The 16,419-nt window shown below is 32.1% G+C and carries 14 protein-coding genes and 1 riboswitch; of the genes, 9 read left to right on the top strand and 5 right to left on the bottom strand.

What is annotated here, in order from left to right; all coding sequences use genetic code 11:
- The first annotated feature begins 9 nt into the window (after window positions 1-9).
- Genes B2217_RS06645 through B2217_RS06630 form a run of 4 tightly spaced genes read left to right on the top strand, consistent with a single transcriptional unit; the run spans window position 10 to window position 2,643 of the window.
- Window positions 10-210: a hypothetical protein gene (locus B2217_RS06645; RefSeq protein ID WP_180904875.1), complete on the top strand. Its 201-nt coding sequence runs from the start codon at window positions 10-12 to the stop codon at window positions 208-210.
- Between the two features lie 6 nt (window positions 211-216).
- Entirely contained in the window at window positions 217-465 is a 249-nt protein-coding gene (locus B2217_RS06640) for a hypothetical protein (protein WP_180904876.1), read from the top strand.
- The gene (locus B2217_RS06635) at window positions 465-1,484 is read left to right on the top strand and encodes a hypothetical protein (RefSeq protein ID WP_180904877.1); all 1,020 of its coding nucleotides are present in this window, start codon (window positions 465-467) and stop codon (window positions 1,482-1,484) included. The genes B2217_RS06640 and B2217_RS06635 overlap by 1 nt, the downstream gene beginning before the upstream one ends.
- A gap of 13 nt (window positions 1,485-1,497) precedes the next feature.
- A complete protein-coding gene (locus B2217_RS06630) occupies window positions 1,498-2,643 on the top strand; it encodes a DUF6620 family protein (RefSeq protein ID WP_280045343.1) in 1,146 nt (381 codons plus the stop codon).
- 66 nt (window positions 2,644-2,709) lie between these two features.
- Here B2217_RS06630 and purM read toward each other — a convergent pair whose 3' ends face one another.
- The 5 genes from purM to B2217_RS06605 all read right to left on the bottom strand — a co-directional run bounded on the left by purM (window position 2,710) and on the right by B2217_RS06605 (window position 10,902).
- Complete coding sequence (gene purM / locus B2217_RS06625; RefSeq protein WP_280045342.1) at window positions 2,710-3,702, bottom strand: phosphoribosylformylglycinamidine cyclo-ligase; 993 nt, start codon at window positions 3,700-3,702, stop codon at window positions 2,710-2,712.
- A 54-nt stretch (window positions 3,703-3,756) separates the two neighbouring features.
- Window positions 3,757-5,262: an amidophosphoribosyltransferase gene (gene purF / locus B2217_RS06620; RefSeq protein WP_280045341.1), complete on the bottom strand. Its 1,506-nt coding sequence runs from the start codon at window positions 5,260-5,262 to the stop codon at window positions 3,757-3,759.
- A gap of 19 nt (window positions 5,263-5,281) precedes the next feature.
- Window positions 5,282-6,004: a phosphoribosylaminoimidazolesuccinocarboxamide synthase gene (gene purC / locus B2217_RS06615; protein ID WP_038332381.1), complete on the bottom strand. Its 723-nt coding sequence runs from the start codon at window positions 6,002-6,004 to the stop codon at window positions 5,282-5,284.
- A 547-nt stretch (window positions 6,005-6,551) separates the two neighbouring features.
- Window positions 6,552-10,259, bottom strand: coding sequence for a phosphoribosylformylglycinamidine synthase (locus B2217_RS06610; protein WP_280045340.1), 3,708 nt, complete (start codon window positions 10,257-10,259; stop codon window positions 6,552-6,554).
- A gap of 104 nt (window positions 10,260-10,363) precedes the next feature.
- A riboswitch (purine riboswitch) is annotated at window positions 10,364-10,462 on the bottom strand.
- A 194-nt stretch (window positions 10,463-10,656) separates the two neighbouring features.
- Window positions 10,657-10,902, bottom strand: coding sequence for a hypothetical protein (locus B2217_RS06605; protein WP_038332385.1), 246 nt, complete (start codon window positions 10,900-10,902; stop codon window positions 10,657-10,659).
- A gap of 413 nt (window positions 10,903-11,315) precedes the next feature.
- On the opposite strand from B2217_RS06605, the gene B2217_RS06600 reads away from it, so the two are divergent.
- The 5 genes from B2217_RS06600 to B2217_RS06580 are packed head-to-tail and all read left to right on the top strand — an operon-like array spanning window position 11,316 to window position 16,251.
- The gene (locus B2217_RS06600) at window positions 11,316-13,064 is read left to right on the top strand and encodes an LTA synthase family protein (protein WP_180906852.1); all 1,749 of its coding nucleotides are present in this window, start codon (window positions 11,316-11,318) and stop codon (window positions 13,062-13,064) included.
- A complete protein-coding gene (locus B2217_RS06595) occupies window positions 13,054-13,941 on the top strand; it encodes a diacylglycerol/lipid kinase family protein (RefSeq protein WP_180904881.1) in 888 nt (295 codons plus the stop codon). Before B2217_RS06600 ends, B2217_RS06595 begins: the two co-directional genes overlap by 11 nt.
- 3 nt (window positions 13,942-13,944) lie before the next feature.
- Complete coding sequence (locus B2217_RS06590; RefSeq protein ID WP_180904882.1) at window positions 13,945-14,628, top strand: response regulator transcription factor; 684 nt, start codon at window positions 13,945-13,947, stop codon at window positions 14,626-14,628.
- Window positions 14,621-16,015 (top strand): sensor histidine kinase, encoded by a 1,395-nt coding sequence (locus B2217_RS06585; RefSeq protein WP_180904883.1) that lies wholly within the window; start codon window positions 14,621-14,623, stop codon window positions 16,013-16,015. Before B2217_RS06590 ends, B2217_RS06585 begins: the two co-directional genes overlap by 8 nt.
- A gap of 29 nt (window positions 16,016-16,044) precedes the next feature.
- A complete protein-coding gene (locus tag B2217_RS06580) occupies window positions 16,045-16,251 on the top strand; it encodes a (4Fe-4S)-binding protein (RefSeq protein WP_180904884.1) in 207 nt (68 codons plus the stop codon).
- The last annotated feature ends 168 nt before the right edge of the window (window positions 16,252-16,419 follow it).

Here is a 16,419-nt window from a genome sequence, read left to right as displayed (position 1 = left end):
CTAAATTTTATGAAAACTATTGGAACTTACATGGCTATTTTTGGATTATTAGCAATCGTTTTGAACTTTTTTAATGCTGTTCCTCGTCTTTTGGCTTGGATCTACAATTGGGGCGAAGGCGTTGCGTGGGGAATTAAAATTGCGTTCGTTATCGTTGGTGCTATTCTCTATTTTATGGGAAGAAAACAAGAAGAAAATATCGCAAATTAAAATGATATGAATGACGAAAAGCCAAAATTATCATTGATTGAAAAATTGAAACTTCAAGCAGAGAATCAAACGAATCTTGGAGGAGATTTCATGAAAAATCAATCAAAGCTAGAAACTGTAGATTGCCCAAATTGCGGTGCTGGTCGTGCAAAACAAGATGGTGTTACCAAATGCGCCTATTGCAATTACGAATTTATTAGTGGAAAATTGGACGATGGAATACATATTAAAACCTCAGATAATTCGAAAGAATAATGGAAAATAATTTTGTAGAATTAGACAACTTAATTGATCGTTTCAAAAGCTTTTTATTGAAATTAGAACAGCGTGCTTTGGAATTAGAAACTGAAACGATAGAAGCTGGACAACAAATAAATGATTTGGATGAATTAAGATTTATTCATTTCAAAGCTGGAATTACAGGGCAATATGAAACATTAAAAGTTAAAGCTAAAGAAGTTTTCAAAGAGCAAATTGAGAAAAAATCTTTTTCATATTATTACTCAGATAAAGATGTAAGAGCAGATGATTATATGTATTCTCATGATGCTAAGATTTATGAAACTTCGCTTTTGTTAGATGATTTTGATGATAAAATTGATTCGATTTTGGGAAATATTTTTAGTCAAGTAAAAGCTGAAAGTTCTGAAGATAAACTCAAAAAATTATTAGTAGAATACGAAACAACGAAGAACAATTTTTGTTGTGCGCAATGTGGAGCGAACCTAAAAATCGAGAAAGTCTATTTTGTTTCTGCTTATGTTACATGCGAATTTTGTCAAACGCAAAACACATTTATTCCGTCAACGAGAATGTCACTTTTACCTGATTTGGCAAGAGAAATTGCGACAGAAAAAACAGGGATTTTAGATTATCCAATTCCTGGAAATTCAGTTTTTGAAAAATTTTTGAACAATGAAAAACATGCAAGACAACAATTCTTTATCAAAAAGAATCTAATTCCAGAATTAACCGATTCTTACAAAGAAGTTTATAAAAGAGAAATTAATGATTTTGTACAAACTTTTCAGCATGAAACGGAAACAGAAGCGGCTTTTTATCAAAGTATTATCGATCAATTTGGAACAAAATTTATCAATCAAAATTCGACTATAAATGATTTAGAAAAAATAGATCAACTTGCTTTTGAAACACTTTTAAACAAAGAATTACTCAGTATGAATTTCATGAAAGAAGCTGTAGAAAAAACTACAATTCTGACTGATTTAGAAAACCATTATCAATCATTAAAACAACAAAATAATTATAATTAAACAACTCAAAACTATGTTCGGAAAATTAAAAAGCATTTTCAATAAAGCAGAAGAAGCAATTGAAAATTTACAAGAAAATAACACAACGCAATCGTCAAATTCAGAGAATGAATCTGCAGAAAGTACTTATCAACCAGAACCTATTTATTTTGAAGATTACATCGATTATAGTAACATCATTCCAGAAATTGATGAACATTATGTAGACAATTACGAGAATTTTTACAATGCTTTAAATTCTAATAATCGTCAAAAAGTTGAAAATTCGATTTCGATTTGGAAAATCGATCTTGAAAAATATAAAGAGCAAGTGCGTAAAATGGGACCTTACGAAGGCGATGATTCTTTGCAACAACATGCTATTGCATATTTTGATGATAAAATAAAAAACATCGAAAATGATTTTGAGAAATATGCAGAAGCCTTTTTAACGGATGCCCCAAATCAACAAGAGTTATATGACAGAGCTGAAAACAATAAAATGGCTTTGTATGATCGTATTAATGATCAGTTAGAAAAGTTTGTGCAAAAATATGATGATAAAAATTCGGATATTGGAATTGAACAAATGTATCAACAACATGACGCAAAAGTGCTTGAAGATTCAAAAGATAATCCTTTGTTAGAGCCGATTCATGGAATTTCTTTGTACGATTATGCTGCAGGAGTTGTGAAAATTGGTTCTAATGTTCCTGAAACTGATGTTTTGAAAGCTTTGGGAGTTGATAAACCGCAATGGGACGAAGCAAGTTTGATTTGGAATCAACGTATGGAACAAGATACAGAAATGACTGTAATGACCTTATATAGCCAATATTTCACAAAAATTGATGAACATCCAACATTAGGAAATAACGGAAATCTTTCTGCTGATACAGCTTCAAATCCAAACTTAGAACGTTTGAAAACGGACGAACATTTCTTTTATGATTTAGCTGCCGAAAGAGATGCTGCAATAGAAGTTGGAAAAGATGGTGCGCAATATATTCTAGATAAATACGGAATCGGAATTGTAGATTTTCAAGCTCAAGCTGTTATTTGGACTCGTTCTGGTAATTATTCTTCGATGATTACTTATCAAATGGAAAAGAAAGAAGAATATTTAAAACAATTTCAAAACGAAATGGGCGGAACAATCGCTGATGATATCGAGTTTTAATATTCTACCTAAAACAAAAAAACCGGATAAGAGATCTTATCCGGCTTTTTTAAACTATTTAATCTACTATTTCAATATAATTTTGTCAGCACCTTCTTGAATTTCTCCAATCAACGCACTTCCATCAATAATATTCAATACTTTTTCAGCGTCAGTTTGGTCAACGATGACAACCATTCCGACACCCATATTAAATGTTCCAAACATCTCGTTTTCTGCAATTCCTCCGCGTTTTGCTAATTCTTGCATCACTGTTGGTACATTTATTTTTGTTTTTTCTATTACAGCCGTCAAACCGTCATTTATAATACGAGGAACATTCTCGATTAATCCACCTCCTGTAATATGAGCAATTCCAGACATTTCGATTCCAGCATCTTTGATTTTGAAAATATCATTTTGATATAATTTTGTTGGAACTAATAATGTTTCGAACAAAGGTTTACCTTCAAATTCTTCGTTAAAATCTGGGAAAACTTTACGAACCAAAGAGAATCCATTCGAATGGAAACCACTTGATGGTAACGCAATAATTACTTGTCCAGCTTTTATTTTAGAACCATCGATAATTTCGTCGCGCTCTACCACTCCAACACAAAATCCTGCAACATCATAATCACCAACTTGGTACATTCCTGGCATTTCTGCTGTTTCTCCACCAATTAATGCTGTTCCAGTTTCTTTACACGCTTGTGCAATTCCACCTACAATTTCTGCTGCGATATCAGAATCTAATTTTCCACAAGCTAAATAATCTAAGAAAAATAATGGTTTTGCACCATGACACAAAATATCATTTGCACACATTGCGAAACAATCAATCCCAACTGTATCGTAAACTTTAGAATCTAAAGCCACACGTAGTTTAGTTCCTACACCATCGGTTCCTGATACCAAAACAGGATTTTTGTAACCTCCTAATTGGTAAAATGCACCAAAACTTCCAATTCCATTCAACACGTTTGCATTGTGTGTTGCTGCAACTGCATCTTTAATTTTCGATACCGTTTGATAACCTTCTTCCTTATCTACTCCGGCTTGTTTATATGTATTGCTCATTTTTAATTATGATTTAGTTTTTCGAAATACGAGATTCGAAATTCGTATAACTTATTAATCTATATGCAAAGGTTTTACCTCTTTACACTCTTCATTAGAATAATTTACAGGATATTTTTCTGTAAAACATCCAAAACAATGTTCTTTACTTCCTAATAAATCAATCAGATTATCAACCGTTAAGAAATCTAACGAATCGACATTCAAATAATCTTCAACCTCTTTAATTGACTTATTTCCTGAAATTAAATCTGCTTTAGAAGGCATATCAATTCCTAAATAACAAGGTGCAATAATTGGAGGCGAAGCAGAACGAAAATGAATTTCTTTTGCTCCTGCTTCTTTTAAGATTTTGATTAATAATTTCGAAGTTGTTCCACGTACAATCGAATCATCTAAAACAACCAAACGTTTTCCTTTGATTTTATTTTTGATAGGATTCAATTTTAAGTTTACCACACGCTCACGCATTTCTTGCGATGGCACGATAAACGAACGCGACATATAACGATTCTTAATCAAAATTGGTTCGTAAGGAATACCCGAAGCTTCTGAATAACCAATTGCAGACGGAATTCCAGAATCTGGAACACCAATCACAATATCGGCATCAACAGGAGATTGTTCGTATAATTTTCGACCAGATTCTACACGTAAATCGTAGATTTCATTTCCTTCGATATTCGAGTCAGGACGTGCAAAATAAATGTACTCAAAAGCGCAAATATTACGTTGCGTTGGTTGATTTAATGAATAAGATTTCAAACCTTGCTCATTTACAACAATCAATTCTCCTGGCTCTACATCACGAATAAACTCTGCTCCGACAGCATCTAATGCACATGTTTCTGAACAGAAAACATACGCATCATCCAATTTACCTAAACATAAAGGACGAATTCCGTTTGGATCGCGAAAAGCAGCCATTTGATTATTCGCTAATAACAAAACCGAATAAGCTCCTTTTACTTTTTCTGTTCCTTTCTGAATAGCTTCTACAATATCTAAATGCGAATATTTTTGAATAGAACGTAATAAAACCTCCGTATCCGAAGTTGCTAAAAATGGTAAACCTTCTGCTTCTAATTCAGCTCTCAATGCTTCAACTTCAATTAAATTTCCGTTGTGAGCAATAGAGAAATGAGGTTTTCCGTAAATATTGTACGTGTAAAGTGGCTGAATGTTACGACGACTTCCACCTCCAGCAGTTGTGTAGCGTGTATGTCCAATCGCAGCATTTCCTTGGTATTCTTCAATTTCGGCTTCCATTGTTTTGAAAACGTCTAATACCAAACCTGTTTTTTTCACCGTTTTGATGTTTCCATCTTTCAAGAAAGAAACACCACACGCTTCCTGTCCACGGTGTTGAAGCGCAAATAAACCAAACTGCGCAATAGAATAAGTGTTGATGTTTTTTGGCGAATAAACCCCAAAAACACCACATTCTTCGTTTACACTATCCACAGTATCGGCTGCATATTTTTTTAATAAATTTCTTTCGTAGAAATTCGTTAAATATTCAGCTTTTAATTGGCTTTTATGTAATTTTTTATCAATCATTATAGAATGAAAAAAATGTTTATTTTAAAACTTCTGTCAAACGATTATATACTTCGTGATAAGCTTCTGAAACATCACCTAAATCACGACGGAAACGGTCTTTATCTAATTTTTTACCTGTTTCAACATCCCATAAACGACATGTATCAGGAGAAATTTCGTCAGCTAAAATGATATTACCATCAACATCTTTACCAAACTCAATTTTAAAATCAGCTAAAATTAATCCAGCTTTTAAGAACAATTCTTTCAATGCTTCGTTAATTACTTCAGTTTGTGTATACATTTCATCCAACTCATCATATGTTGCAGCACCTAATAAAACTGCATGATGATCGTTGATTAATGGATCTCCTAATTCATCTTTTTTGTAACAGATATCGAAAATTGTAACTGGAGATTTCGCTCCTTCTTCTAAGCCTAAACGTTGAGCCATAGACCCAGCAACATAGTTGCGCACAACCATTTCAATTGGAATAATTGATACTTTTTTCACCAATTGCTCACGATCATTCAACTGCTCGATGAAGTGAGTTTTAACTCCTTTTTCAATCAAATAGTTGAAAATTAAAGTCGAAATTTTGTTGTTCATTTCTCCTTTGTCCTCAACAGTTCCACGCTTTTGTGCATTAAATGCAGTCGCGTCATCTTTGTAATACACAATTACTTTGTCTGCTTCCTCTGTTGAGTAAACTTGTTTTGCTTTCCCTTCGTAAATGAAGTCTTTTTTTGTTAAGCTCATCGTTGTTGTTTGTTTTTTCATTAGAAAATCGAGATTCGAAATACGAAATTAGTTTTATTATTTTCTAATTTCGAAATTCTAAAAACGAACTTCTAAAGTTTGTTTTTTTGTTTTGTTTGAAATGAAAAAGTCCACTTCGTGTTTGTTGTTTGTTTTGAAAATTAACTTGTTCAAGGTTAACTTTCGAGATTAATTTCGATTGGTTCAGGATCGAAATTGGTATTAGTTTGTTGTTTGTTTCTTTTTAGTATTTAGATGTTAGATATTAGTATTTAGATTTTTTTCTAACTAATCTCTAACTTCAAAATTCCTTACTTTTATTCAATGTCAAGCTGAATTTAGTTCAGCTTCTCACTCTTTTAGAATGAGTTCCTGAAACGAGTTCAGGATGACTCAAACTTTATTCTTCAATTGTCATTCTGAATGAAGCCTTGGCGTAATGAAAAATCTTTTTAGATTCCTCAACAAACTCTAAATGACATTTTTTATTTAATTTTTAGAAGTTAAATTTTCTCATATCTAACTTCTAATATCTCATATCTATAATCTACCCTCTAAAATACTCTACCGCATTTTTGAAGATATTCATATATCCATTTCCTGGAATGTTCTTGAATAATCCTTCTTCGTAACGCTCTGGATGTCCCATTCGTCCATAAACTTTTCCACAAGGCGATACAATTCCTTCTACCGCAAACGTAGATCCATTTGGATTATAAGGCATTTTACCTGCTAATTTTCCATCCAAATCAACAAACTGAGTAGCGATTTGTCCTTTATCAATTAACTTTTCTAATTCAACCTCATTTGCTACGAAACGACCTTCTCCATGAGAAAATGGAATCCAGAATTCTTGTCCTTCCATTCCTTTCAACCAAGGTGAATGCGATTTATTCACTCTCACTTTCGCTAATTGTGTAATGTGACGACCAATTTCGTTGAACGTTAATGTTGGTGTATCTTCTTCTAAATCTTGAATACGTCCATAAGGCAATAATCCTGATTTAATCAAGGCTTGGAAACCATTACAGATTCCTAAAACCAGTCCATCACGCTCCAATAAATTGTGAATTGCATTTTTGATTTTCTCATTACGTAAAACCGTTGCAATAAATTTACCTGATCCATCTGGCTCATCAGCAGCTGAGAAACCACCTGGTACAAAGAAAATATTGGCTTGATTGATTTCATTTACAAAAGCATCTACTGATTCTTCAACATCTTGTTGTGTTAAATTACGGAAAGGTAAAGTCGAAACGATTGCTCCTTCTCTACGGAATGCTTTTGCTGAATCATATTCTGAGTTTGTTCCTGGGAAAATTGGAATAAATACTTTCGGGCTTTCTACTTTATGATCTGCGAAGGCAAAACAAATTTGTTCAGCTTTCAAATCTTTTTCTTCAACAACTGTTTCAGAAGTTGATTTATATGGAAACAATGAATTGAATGTTTCTTTCCATTGTTGTTTCAATTCAATTAAATTGATTTCTTCTCCATTAAAGTTGAATGAAGTTGAATCATTTGTCTGACCTACAACGTGGTAATTTTGAGCAATTTCAGCAGGAATATTTAATTCTTCTGAATGTTCAATCACAATCGAAGCTGGATAATATTTTCCTAAATCTAAATCAGTCTTGATTTCAAATCCGATTTCATTACCAAAAGCCATATTCGCTACAGTTTCTGCAATTCCACCAAATTTAACCGTCATCATTGATTTTACATCATCATTAATTGTTCCGATAAAATCAAAAACAGCTTTTGTATTTGTTTCGTCGATTAAATAGTCTTCAGTCAATGTTGGAATAAAAACTGAAAGTTTAGAATTCTTTTCAACTAAAGTTCCTTGTACAATTTTTTCAGCCTTAGAAGGCGCAACTGCAAAAGAAATTAACGTTGGCGGAACATCAATATCTTGGTAAGAACCCGACATCGAATCTTTTCCTCCAATTGCAGGAATTCCGAATTGTTTTTGAGCTTCAATCGTTCCTAATAAAGCTGCAAATGGTTTTCCCCAACGCGTTGCTTCATCACGTAATTTTTCAAAATATTCTTGAAAAGTTAAACGAATATCAGCGTAATTTCCACCAGCAGCAACAATTTTTGTCATCGAATCAATTACCGCAAAATAAGCTCCGTGATAATTTGACCAACGCGAAATTGTAGGATTGTAACCAAATGATGCGATAGAAACCGCATTTGTAAATCCGTCTGTTGGGAATTTTTGTACTGAAACATCTTCTGGCGTATCCATTGTTTGTCCACCAAAAGCATTCAAAATAGTAGAACGACCAACGTTGTTATCAAACATTTCTACCATACCTTTTTGCGACGCATGATTTAACTCTTGCATCATTTCAATAAACGCTTCTTTATTGAAAGCTTTATTCTCAAAAGGGTTTGTATATTCTTCGTCCGTAACTTCGATTTTAGCTTGTTTACGAACACCGTTTGTATCTAAAAATTTACGGTCTAATTCAACAATCTTTGTTCCTTTCCAAACCAAAGTCATTGTATCATCTCCCGTTACCTCAGCAACACAAGTCGCATCAAGATTTTCTTCTTTTGCTAATGCGATAAATGTTTCCACATCTTTTGCCTCAACCGCAACAGCCATACGTTCCTGAGATTCAGAAATCGCTAATTCTGTTCCGTTTAATCCAGCATATTTCAGTGGGACTAAATCTAAATTAACATTAATTCCGCGTGCAATTTCACCAATTGCAACAGAAACACCTCCCGCACCAAAGTCGTTACATTTTTTGATTAATGCTAAAACGTCTGGATTACGGAATAAACGTTGAATTTTACGTTCAACAATTGCATTTCCTTTTTGAACTTCTGCTGATAAATCGTCTAATTTTAAACCATCGTGTGTTTTAGATGACCCTGATGCTCCACCTACTCCATCACGACCTGTTGCTCCACCTAATAAAATAATTCGGTCACCTGCAACTGGTTCTTCACGACGGACATATTCTTTTTTTACAGCTCCAGCCACAAAACCAACTTCCATGCGTTTTGCTTTGTACCCTTCGTCGTAAATTTCTTTCACAAAAGTTGTCGCTAAACCAATTTGATTTCCATATGAACTATATCCGTTTGCTGCTTCTTTCGAGATTTTACGTTGTGGTAATTTACCTGGTAACGTATCTTCAATCTTTTCTAAAGGATTTGCAGCTCCTGTAATACGCATCGCTTGGAAAACGTAAGAACGTCCACTCAAAGGGTCGCGAATTGCTCCACCAACACATGTCGAAGCTCCACCAAATGGCTCAACTTCTGTTGGGTGATTATGTGTTTCGTTTTTGAATTGTAATAACCATTCTTCCTCAACTCCATCTACATCGATTGGAACGACAATAGAACATGCATTGATTTCTTCTGAAACATCAATATTTTTCACAATTCCTGTACGAGAAAGATATTTTCCCATCACAGTTGCTAAATCCATCAAACGAATTGGTTTTGTAATTCCTAATTCTTGACGAACTTGTTGGTAATAATTGAATGTTTTTTGAAGTGTTTCGTTAAATTTAGAATTAAATTGAACATCTGTAATCTCCGTCTCAAAAGTTGTATGACGACAGTGATCAGACCAATATGTATCTAAAACTTTTAACTCAGTTTCGGTTGGATTACGATTAATCGATTTGAAATAGTCTTGAATAAAAACTAAATCATCCATCTCTAACGATAACCCAAATTGGTTGTAAATGTCTTGTAGTTTATTTTCGTCAGCAGAAATAAAACCTTCAATAATTGGAACTTCTGTCGCTTCTGGATTAGCTGGAATTTCCATTTTAGAAAGATCTTTCTCGCGCGACTCAATTGGATTGATTAAGTAATCTTTTATTTTCTTTAAATCTTCTGCAGACAAATCATCATTGAAAACATATAATAAACCAGATTTTACGGTTACATTTTCAACATTCATCAACACTAAACATTGTTCCGAAGAATCATCGCGTTGATTATATTGACCAGGTAAAAATTCGGTTGCAAAATAGTTTTTAGAATAAGGAATACTTTCGTTAACTGCGTCTTCTACGTATTTGAAAACAACGTCTGTCACAGGATCGACAAACACCTTATTTTGAACCTCTTGTAATTGGCTTTCTTCTATATTAAATAGATCATAAATAACAAAAACCTTGCACACAATTGTAGGTACAAGGTTTTTGAGTTCTATTGTAGTCTTCTGACTGATAACGTCAAAATTCGATTTCTTCTGAATGAAAAGTCTGTGGTTCATTGTATTGTTTGCTGTACTATTTGGTTTAATGTGTTTAAACCATTTGTATCATCTACATCAACAAACAAACTATTTTCTAACAAGAGTGGTTCAAGACTCATTTTGTAGAAAAAAAATTCATTTGTAGTGGCAATTTTTTATGGTCTGCCGTAGAGACGCTCAACCTTATTATGAGCTATACAAATGTTGTAAACTTTAAAAACTAAATCACCTTTAAAAGTGAACTGCAAAATTAAACATTTTAATTAGTAAAATCAAATCTAAATCAACAATATTTTATTTAATTTTTTGGTTAAATATTTTTCTTAAAATTTAAGCATGATTATCAATCAAATGTCCCTTTTTACAACAAAAAAAATCCTTATCAAAATTGATAAGGATTTTTCGTTTTCCGTAATTATCTTGTAATTGTCAAATCGTATTCGTTGTCTGATTCATCATATTTATATGATAATTTCATATTGAAATCTTGCATAAACTTTTTGCAAAACGTTTCTATATTTAATGAATCTGGAAAAGTAGCTTTGTTAACTGTCATAAACAAAGTTGTCCAACTTGTATTGTCTTTAAAAATTGTAGAGAATCTTTTCTCCCAATATGTTAAAAACTTTTCTTCTTTTTCATTGATTAATATCTCTTCCATTATACCTACTTTATAAACCAATTACAAATTTACAACTATTTCTAATCAAAACCATTTTTTCACGAATTATTAACGTTTTCAGCTTCTATCTTTCATTCAAGAATCGCAAACTTAAGATTCGCTTAAGATTCACTTTTCCATGTTAATAATCTATTAAATATCAAGACATTTGAACAATAATTCAAAAACAAAATGTTTACAAATAATTTAAAAGGACGTTACAGTATTTTACTATTTTTCAGTTCGTTATTTATTCTAATTTCATTTATTCTACGCCTNNCCTAATTTTTGCGATTTGGGTAAAAAGCGATTTCGATTGGAATATCGGCTCGTTATTACACACTATTTTTTATGGATTAGTGTACGACATTAGTGTTGTAAGCTGTTTCACGTTATTCTTATCATTTTATTTTATGATTTTACCAAACAAATTCGTCAATTCTTTATTTGATCGAATTTTCGTGTATTTCGTTTATACATTGTATTTGGTAATCATTTATTTTACATTTTTTGCCGAAGTTACATTTTGGGACGAATTCAAAAGTCGATTCAATTTTATTGCAGTCGATTATTTAATTTATACATACGAAGTTGTCAAAAACATTCAAGAATCATATCCATTACCTGTTTTAATTGGCGGAATTGTGTTGATTACAGGCTTGACAATTTTCGCAACAAAAAAAGGTTATTTCTTCTACAATACATTTCATAACAAACCAAAAACAAGTCAAAAAGTTGGCGTTTTTGTGTTCAATTTATTACTTGCGGTTGGTTCATTATTCCTTTTAAACAACGATAGTAGTTCAACTTCTGAAAACCGATACAACAATGAAATTTCTAAAGCTGGAATCTTTTCATTCTTTTCAGCTTTCCGAAATAATCACTTAAAATACGACGAACATTATAAATCTATTCCGATTGAAGATGCTTTTGCAGTAATGAAATCTGAATTGCAAGATTCGAAAACTGTTTTCGATCAACAATTCAAAAATCCAATACGAAGAACAATTTTAGCAAGTAATCCGTCACAAGCAGAGCAAAAACCAAACGTGATTTTTGTATTGATGGAAAGTATGAGCGCTTCATTTTTGCAAGAGCAATTCAACGGAAAATCAATCACTCCAAACCTTAATGATATTGCAAATAACAGCATCTATTTTTCGAATATGTATGCCAACGGAACGCGTACAGTACGCGGAATGGAAGCTGTTACATTATCAATTCCTCCTACTCCTGGAAACAGTATTGTGAAACGTGTTGATAATCAAAACTTATATACTATTTCGAACGTTTTCAAAGCAAAAGGTTATCACAATATGTTCTTTTATGGTGGCGATGGATATTTTGATAATATGAATGCGTTTTATGGTGGAAATGGTTTTGATATTTACGATCGTGGTCGTGGTAGTGTTTTGAGTGATAAAATCAACACCAATCGTTTCAATATTAATGATGATGAAGTTACTTTTGAAAATGCTTGGGGAATTGCAGACGATGATATTTACAGAAAAGTAATCAAAGTTGCCGATGAAAAATACAAAACAAAACAACCATTTTTTGCTTTCGTAATGTCTACTTCTAACCACAAACCTTATTCATACGAAGATGGAAAAATTGATATTCCGTCTGGAACTGGTCGTCCTGGTGCGGTGAAATATGCCGATTATGCGATTGGAGATTTAATTACAAAAGCGAAAACAAAACCTTGGTTCAGTAATACCGTTTTTGTATTTATTGCCGATCACTGTGCAAGTAGCGCGGGTAAAGATGCAATTGATGTAAAAAATCATCACATTCCTGCATTTATCTATAATTTGAAATCGCATGCAAACGAAAATGTCACAAAAGAAGTTTCTCAAATTGATATTTTCCCAACGTTATTTTCGTTGTTTAATTGGAAGTATACATCTCAATTCTATGGAAAAGACATTTTCGATCCGCAATACAAATCGCGTTCTTTTGTTGGTACGTATATTAAATTAGGAATGAAAAAAGGAGAAGATGTTTCAATTTTATCCGATCAAAAGAAAATTAATCAATACAAATGGATTGATAAAAATTTAATTGATACAAAGGTTGATCCTATTTTCGAGCGTTCTATCATATCTAATTATCAAACAGCCGATTATTTATTTAGCAATCATTTATTAAATGAAAAATAAAATCATTTTTATCATCAATCCAATTGCTGGAAAGGGAAAAGGACGAATGATTGAAACTGAAATTCAAAGTTATTTTAGTCAGAAAAATATTGATTTCGAAACATTTTTGACTGAAAGTATTGGTCATGCAACCGAAATTACGAATCAAGTTCTCACAAAAAATCCTGATATAATAGTAGCTTGTGGCGGCGACGGAACAATAAACGAAGTCGCTCAAGCTTTGGTTGGTAGCAATGTTGCTTTGGGAATTATTCCGATTGGCTCTGGAAATGGATTAGCTGCTAATTTGCATATTCCTAAATCTACTGAAAAAGCTTTTGAAATGATTCTGAATGCAAAAATCAATAAAATTGATGCAGGAAAAATCAACGAAAAATACTTTTTCAGCAATATGGGATTGGGAATTGATGCAGATGTGATTAACAATTACGCACAAACCAAAACAAGAAACTTTTTGGGATATGTAACCGCCAGTACAAAAGCAATTTTCAACTTTCAACCGAAAAAATTTAGCATCGAATTAGACAACGAACATACATTAGATGATGATTTCTATTTTGTGTTCTGCTCCAACTCTAACGAAGCGGGTTACGGCATCTCATTTTCGCCCAATGCAAAATTAAATGATGGAAAATTAGACTTTCTTGCGGTAAAAAAGCTTAATTTTATCCAACAAATTCAGTTTTCGGCGAATGTTTTAGGAAAACGAATTGAAAAAATGAAGCAAGCAAAAGTATTGCAAGTTAATTCAGTAAAATTCAATTCCAAACAAACAAAAACCATTGCACAAGTTGATGGTGAAGCTGTTATTTTTAACCAAAATTCTATTGAAGTTTCGATTATCCCGAATGCTTTAAATGTTATTGTTCCAAATTAGAAAATGAACAAACCAAAAGTTTTAATTGTTGAAGATGAATTGGGAATTGCCAATTTTATGCTTCAAGGTTTAGAAGAAGAAAATTTATCGCCAACGCACTGTTTAAGCGGCGAAGATGCCTTAGTGAAAATAAATAACGAGAAATTTGATGTTATTTTATTGGATTGGATGATGTTAAATATTTCTGGATTAGAAGTTTGTCAAACAACGCGATCTACTGAAAATCCAAATAAAAAAACGCCCATTATTTTCATTACAGCGAAAGATACAGTTCAAGATACAATTGAAGGTTTGAATACTGGTGCAAATGATTACATCAAAAAACCATTTGATTTCAATGAATTAGTAGCACGAATCAACGTTTATCTTCGTCAAAATGAATCGAATAATCTTTTGAATTTCGGAAATATTTCATTAAATACAGAAACGCATCAAACTTTTTTAGACAATAATTTAGTTGAATTAACACTAAAAGAATTTCAACTTTTAGCTTATCTTTTCAAGAATAAAAACCGAATTTGTACACGCAAAGAAATCATTGAAAACGTTTGGGACATTCATTTTGAATATGATACAAGTGTGATTGATGTTTTTATTAATGCGATTCGTAAAAAATTGAATCTAAAAAAAGACGATCCGCGTTTGCATACTATTCGTGGCGTTGGTTACATTTCGAAAGATGCTTAAAAAATTTTCAGTAAAAAATAGAATTGCGCTTTTCTACAGTCTTACTTTTTCGGTTATTTTACTGATTATATTTTATTTAATTTATTTTTCTGTAAACCGAGGTATTAACAAAACGATGTACGAAACGTTGGAGGAAGAAATCAATAGTCACGTTGATTATGTTTTACACGAACCAACATTAGAGAACTTTGTTCAACCACGTGAATGGGAAGAAGTTGAACATACAGACATTGCACTGAATCCTGTTTTTATCTCGATTTATAATAAAAATTTCAAATTAATTGAGAGCTCTCCAAATATGGTGCAAAATCAATTGGATTGGAACAATGAAGAACCAGAAAATAAGCCTTTTTACGCTGAATACAATTCAATTCAGTTATTAATTTCTCAAGCAAAATTGATTCATCACGGCGAAGTTGTGGGATATTTGGTCGTCGGCGTTTCAACAAAACACAATCAATTAGCGCTAGATTATTTGAAAACTGCCTTACTTATTATCTTTCCTATTTCGGTTTTATTGACGTTTCTTTTAGCTCGTTTTATTGCTGCTAAATCGATTAAACCTGTTTTCAATGTGATTCATACAGCGCAGTCTATCACAGAAAATAATCTTTCAGAACGTATTCAATTACCTAAAAATAAAGATGAATTATTTCAACTTTCAGCGACAATAAATTCACTGTTAGATCGATTAGAGTTTCAAATTTTAAAAGCTAAACAGTTTTCGGCTGACGCTTCACATGAACTTCGAACACCTTTAGCAATTATAAAAGGAACATTGGAAATTTTGATTCGACGCGAACGTACGCCTGAACAATATAATGAAAAAATAGATTACACATTGAAACAAGTGAATCGTTTGGATCGTTTGGTGGAACAATTTTTATTGCTTTCTCGTGTCGAAAATAATAGTTTGGAGCTAAAAACTTCATTATTTGAACTAAAATCAGAAGTTTTAAAATCAATTGAACGTTTTGATGTTTTGTTACAAGAAAAACAAATTTCTGTCGATACGGAACAACTTCAAGCTTATGAAATTGATAATTTCCAAGAATTTTTTGAGATTATTATAGATAACATTTTATCAAATGCCATAAAATATTCGAACTTAAAAGGTCAAATCACAATTCTTTCTAACATCGAAAATGATTGCTATGAATTGATTTTTGAAGACAATGGAATTGGAATGAATCAAGAAGATTTAAAATTTGTTCAAGAACGATTTTTCCGAATTAAAAATGATTCAACACTCCATATTTCTGGTTCTGGATTAGGACTAAATATTGCAACACAATTAGCTAAAATGTCTGATATTAAAATGCGAATTGAGAGTAAGCAAAATATTGGAACTAAAATTATTTTAACGTTGAATATTGAAAATTTTTAAGTAACTTCAATTCATCTAAAAATATCAAAATGAACCAACACGAATATACCAACGGAGAAATTACTATAATCTGGAAGCCTGAATTATGTCAACATGCAGGTATTTGCGTAAAACTACTTCCAAATGTATATAATCCGAAAGAAAAACCTTGGCTAAAACCAGAAAATGCAAGTAGTGATGAACTTATCAAACAAGTTCACCAATGTCCTTCAGGCGCGTTGAGTATAAAGAAGTAAAATTTTATCAGTATTTAATGTTCCTATGTAGCTAATCTTTAGCTTCCCTCTGATTTCTTATTAATTAAATAAACTTCGTATATTCGCAGAATCAAAATTTAAGTAAGATACAATGTAAAAAATAATTTCTTTCAGACAAATCAGAACAACAACCTCAAAACGGTTGCT

It is taken from the genome of Empedobacter sp. UBA7620, assembly GCF_002484185.1.
Classification (GTDB): Bacteria; Bacteroidota; Bacteroidia; order Flavobacteriales; family Weeksellaceae; genus Empedobacter; species Empedobacter falsenii_C.
This window is presented reverse-complemented; position numbering and strand designations above follow the sequence as displayed.

Bases quoted from the DNA above. Each gene is read 5' to 3' on its own strand.
- purF (WP_280045341.1), bottom strand. From the start codon at position 5,262: ATGATTGATAAAAAATTACATAAAAGCCAATTAAAAGCTGAATATTTA.
- purM (WP_280045342.1), bottom strand. From the start codon at position 3,702: ATGAGCAATACATATAAACAAGCCGGAGTAGATAAGGAAGAAGGTTAT.
- B2217_RS06605 (WP_038332385.1), bottom strand. From the start codon at position 10,902: ATGGAAGAGATATTAATCAATGAAAAAGAAGAAAAGTTTTTAACATAT.
- purC (WP_038332381.1), bottom strand. From the start codon at position 6,004: ATGAGCTTAACAAAAAAAGACTTCATTTACGAAGGGAAAGCAAAACAA.
- B2217_RS06640 (WP_180904876.1), top strand. From the start codon at position 217: ATGAATGACGAAAAGCCAAAATTATCATTGATTGAAAAATTGAAACTT.
- B2217_RS06585 (WP_180904883.1), top strand. From the start codon at position 14,621: ATGCTTAAAAAATTTTCAGTAAAAAATAGAATTGCGCTTTTCTACAGT.
- B2217_RS06645 (WP_180904875.1), top strand. From the start codon at position 10: ATGAAAACTATTGGAACTTACATGGCTATTTTTGGATTATTAGCAATC.
- B2217_RS06610 (WP_280045340.1), bottom strand. From the start codon at position 10,259: ATGAACCACAGACTTTTCATTCAGAAGAAATCGAATTTTGACGTTATC.
- B2217_RS06630 (WP_280045343.1), top strand. From the start codon at position 1,498: ATGTTCGGAAAATTAAAAAGCATTTTCAATAAAGCAGAAGAAGCAATT.
- B2217_RS06590 (WP_180904882.1), top strand. From the start codon at position 13,945: ATGAACAAACCAAAAGTTTTAATTGTTGAAGATGAATTGGGAATTGCC.
- B2217_RS06600 (WP_180906852.1), top strand. From the start codon at position 11,316: ATGATTTTACCAAACAAATTCGTCAATTCTTTATTTGATCGAATTTTC.
- B2217_RS06595 (WP_180904881.1), top strand. From the start codon at position 13,054: ATGAAAAATAAAATCATTTTTATCATCAATCCAATTGCTGGAAAGGGA.
- B2217_RS06580 (WP_180904884.1), top strand. From the start codon at position 16,045: ATGAACCAACACGAATATACCAACGGAGAAATTACTATAATCTGGAAG.
- B2217_RS06635 (WP_180904877.1), top strand. From the start codon at position 465: ATGGAAAATAATTTTGTAGAATTAGACAACTTAATTGATCGTTTCAAA.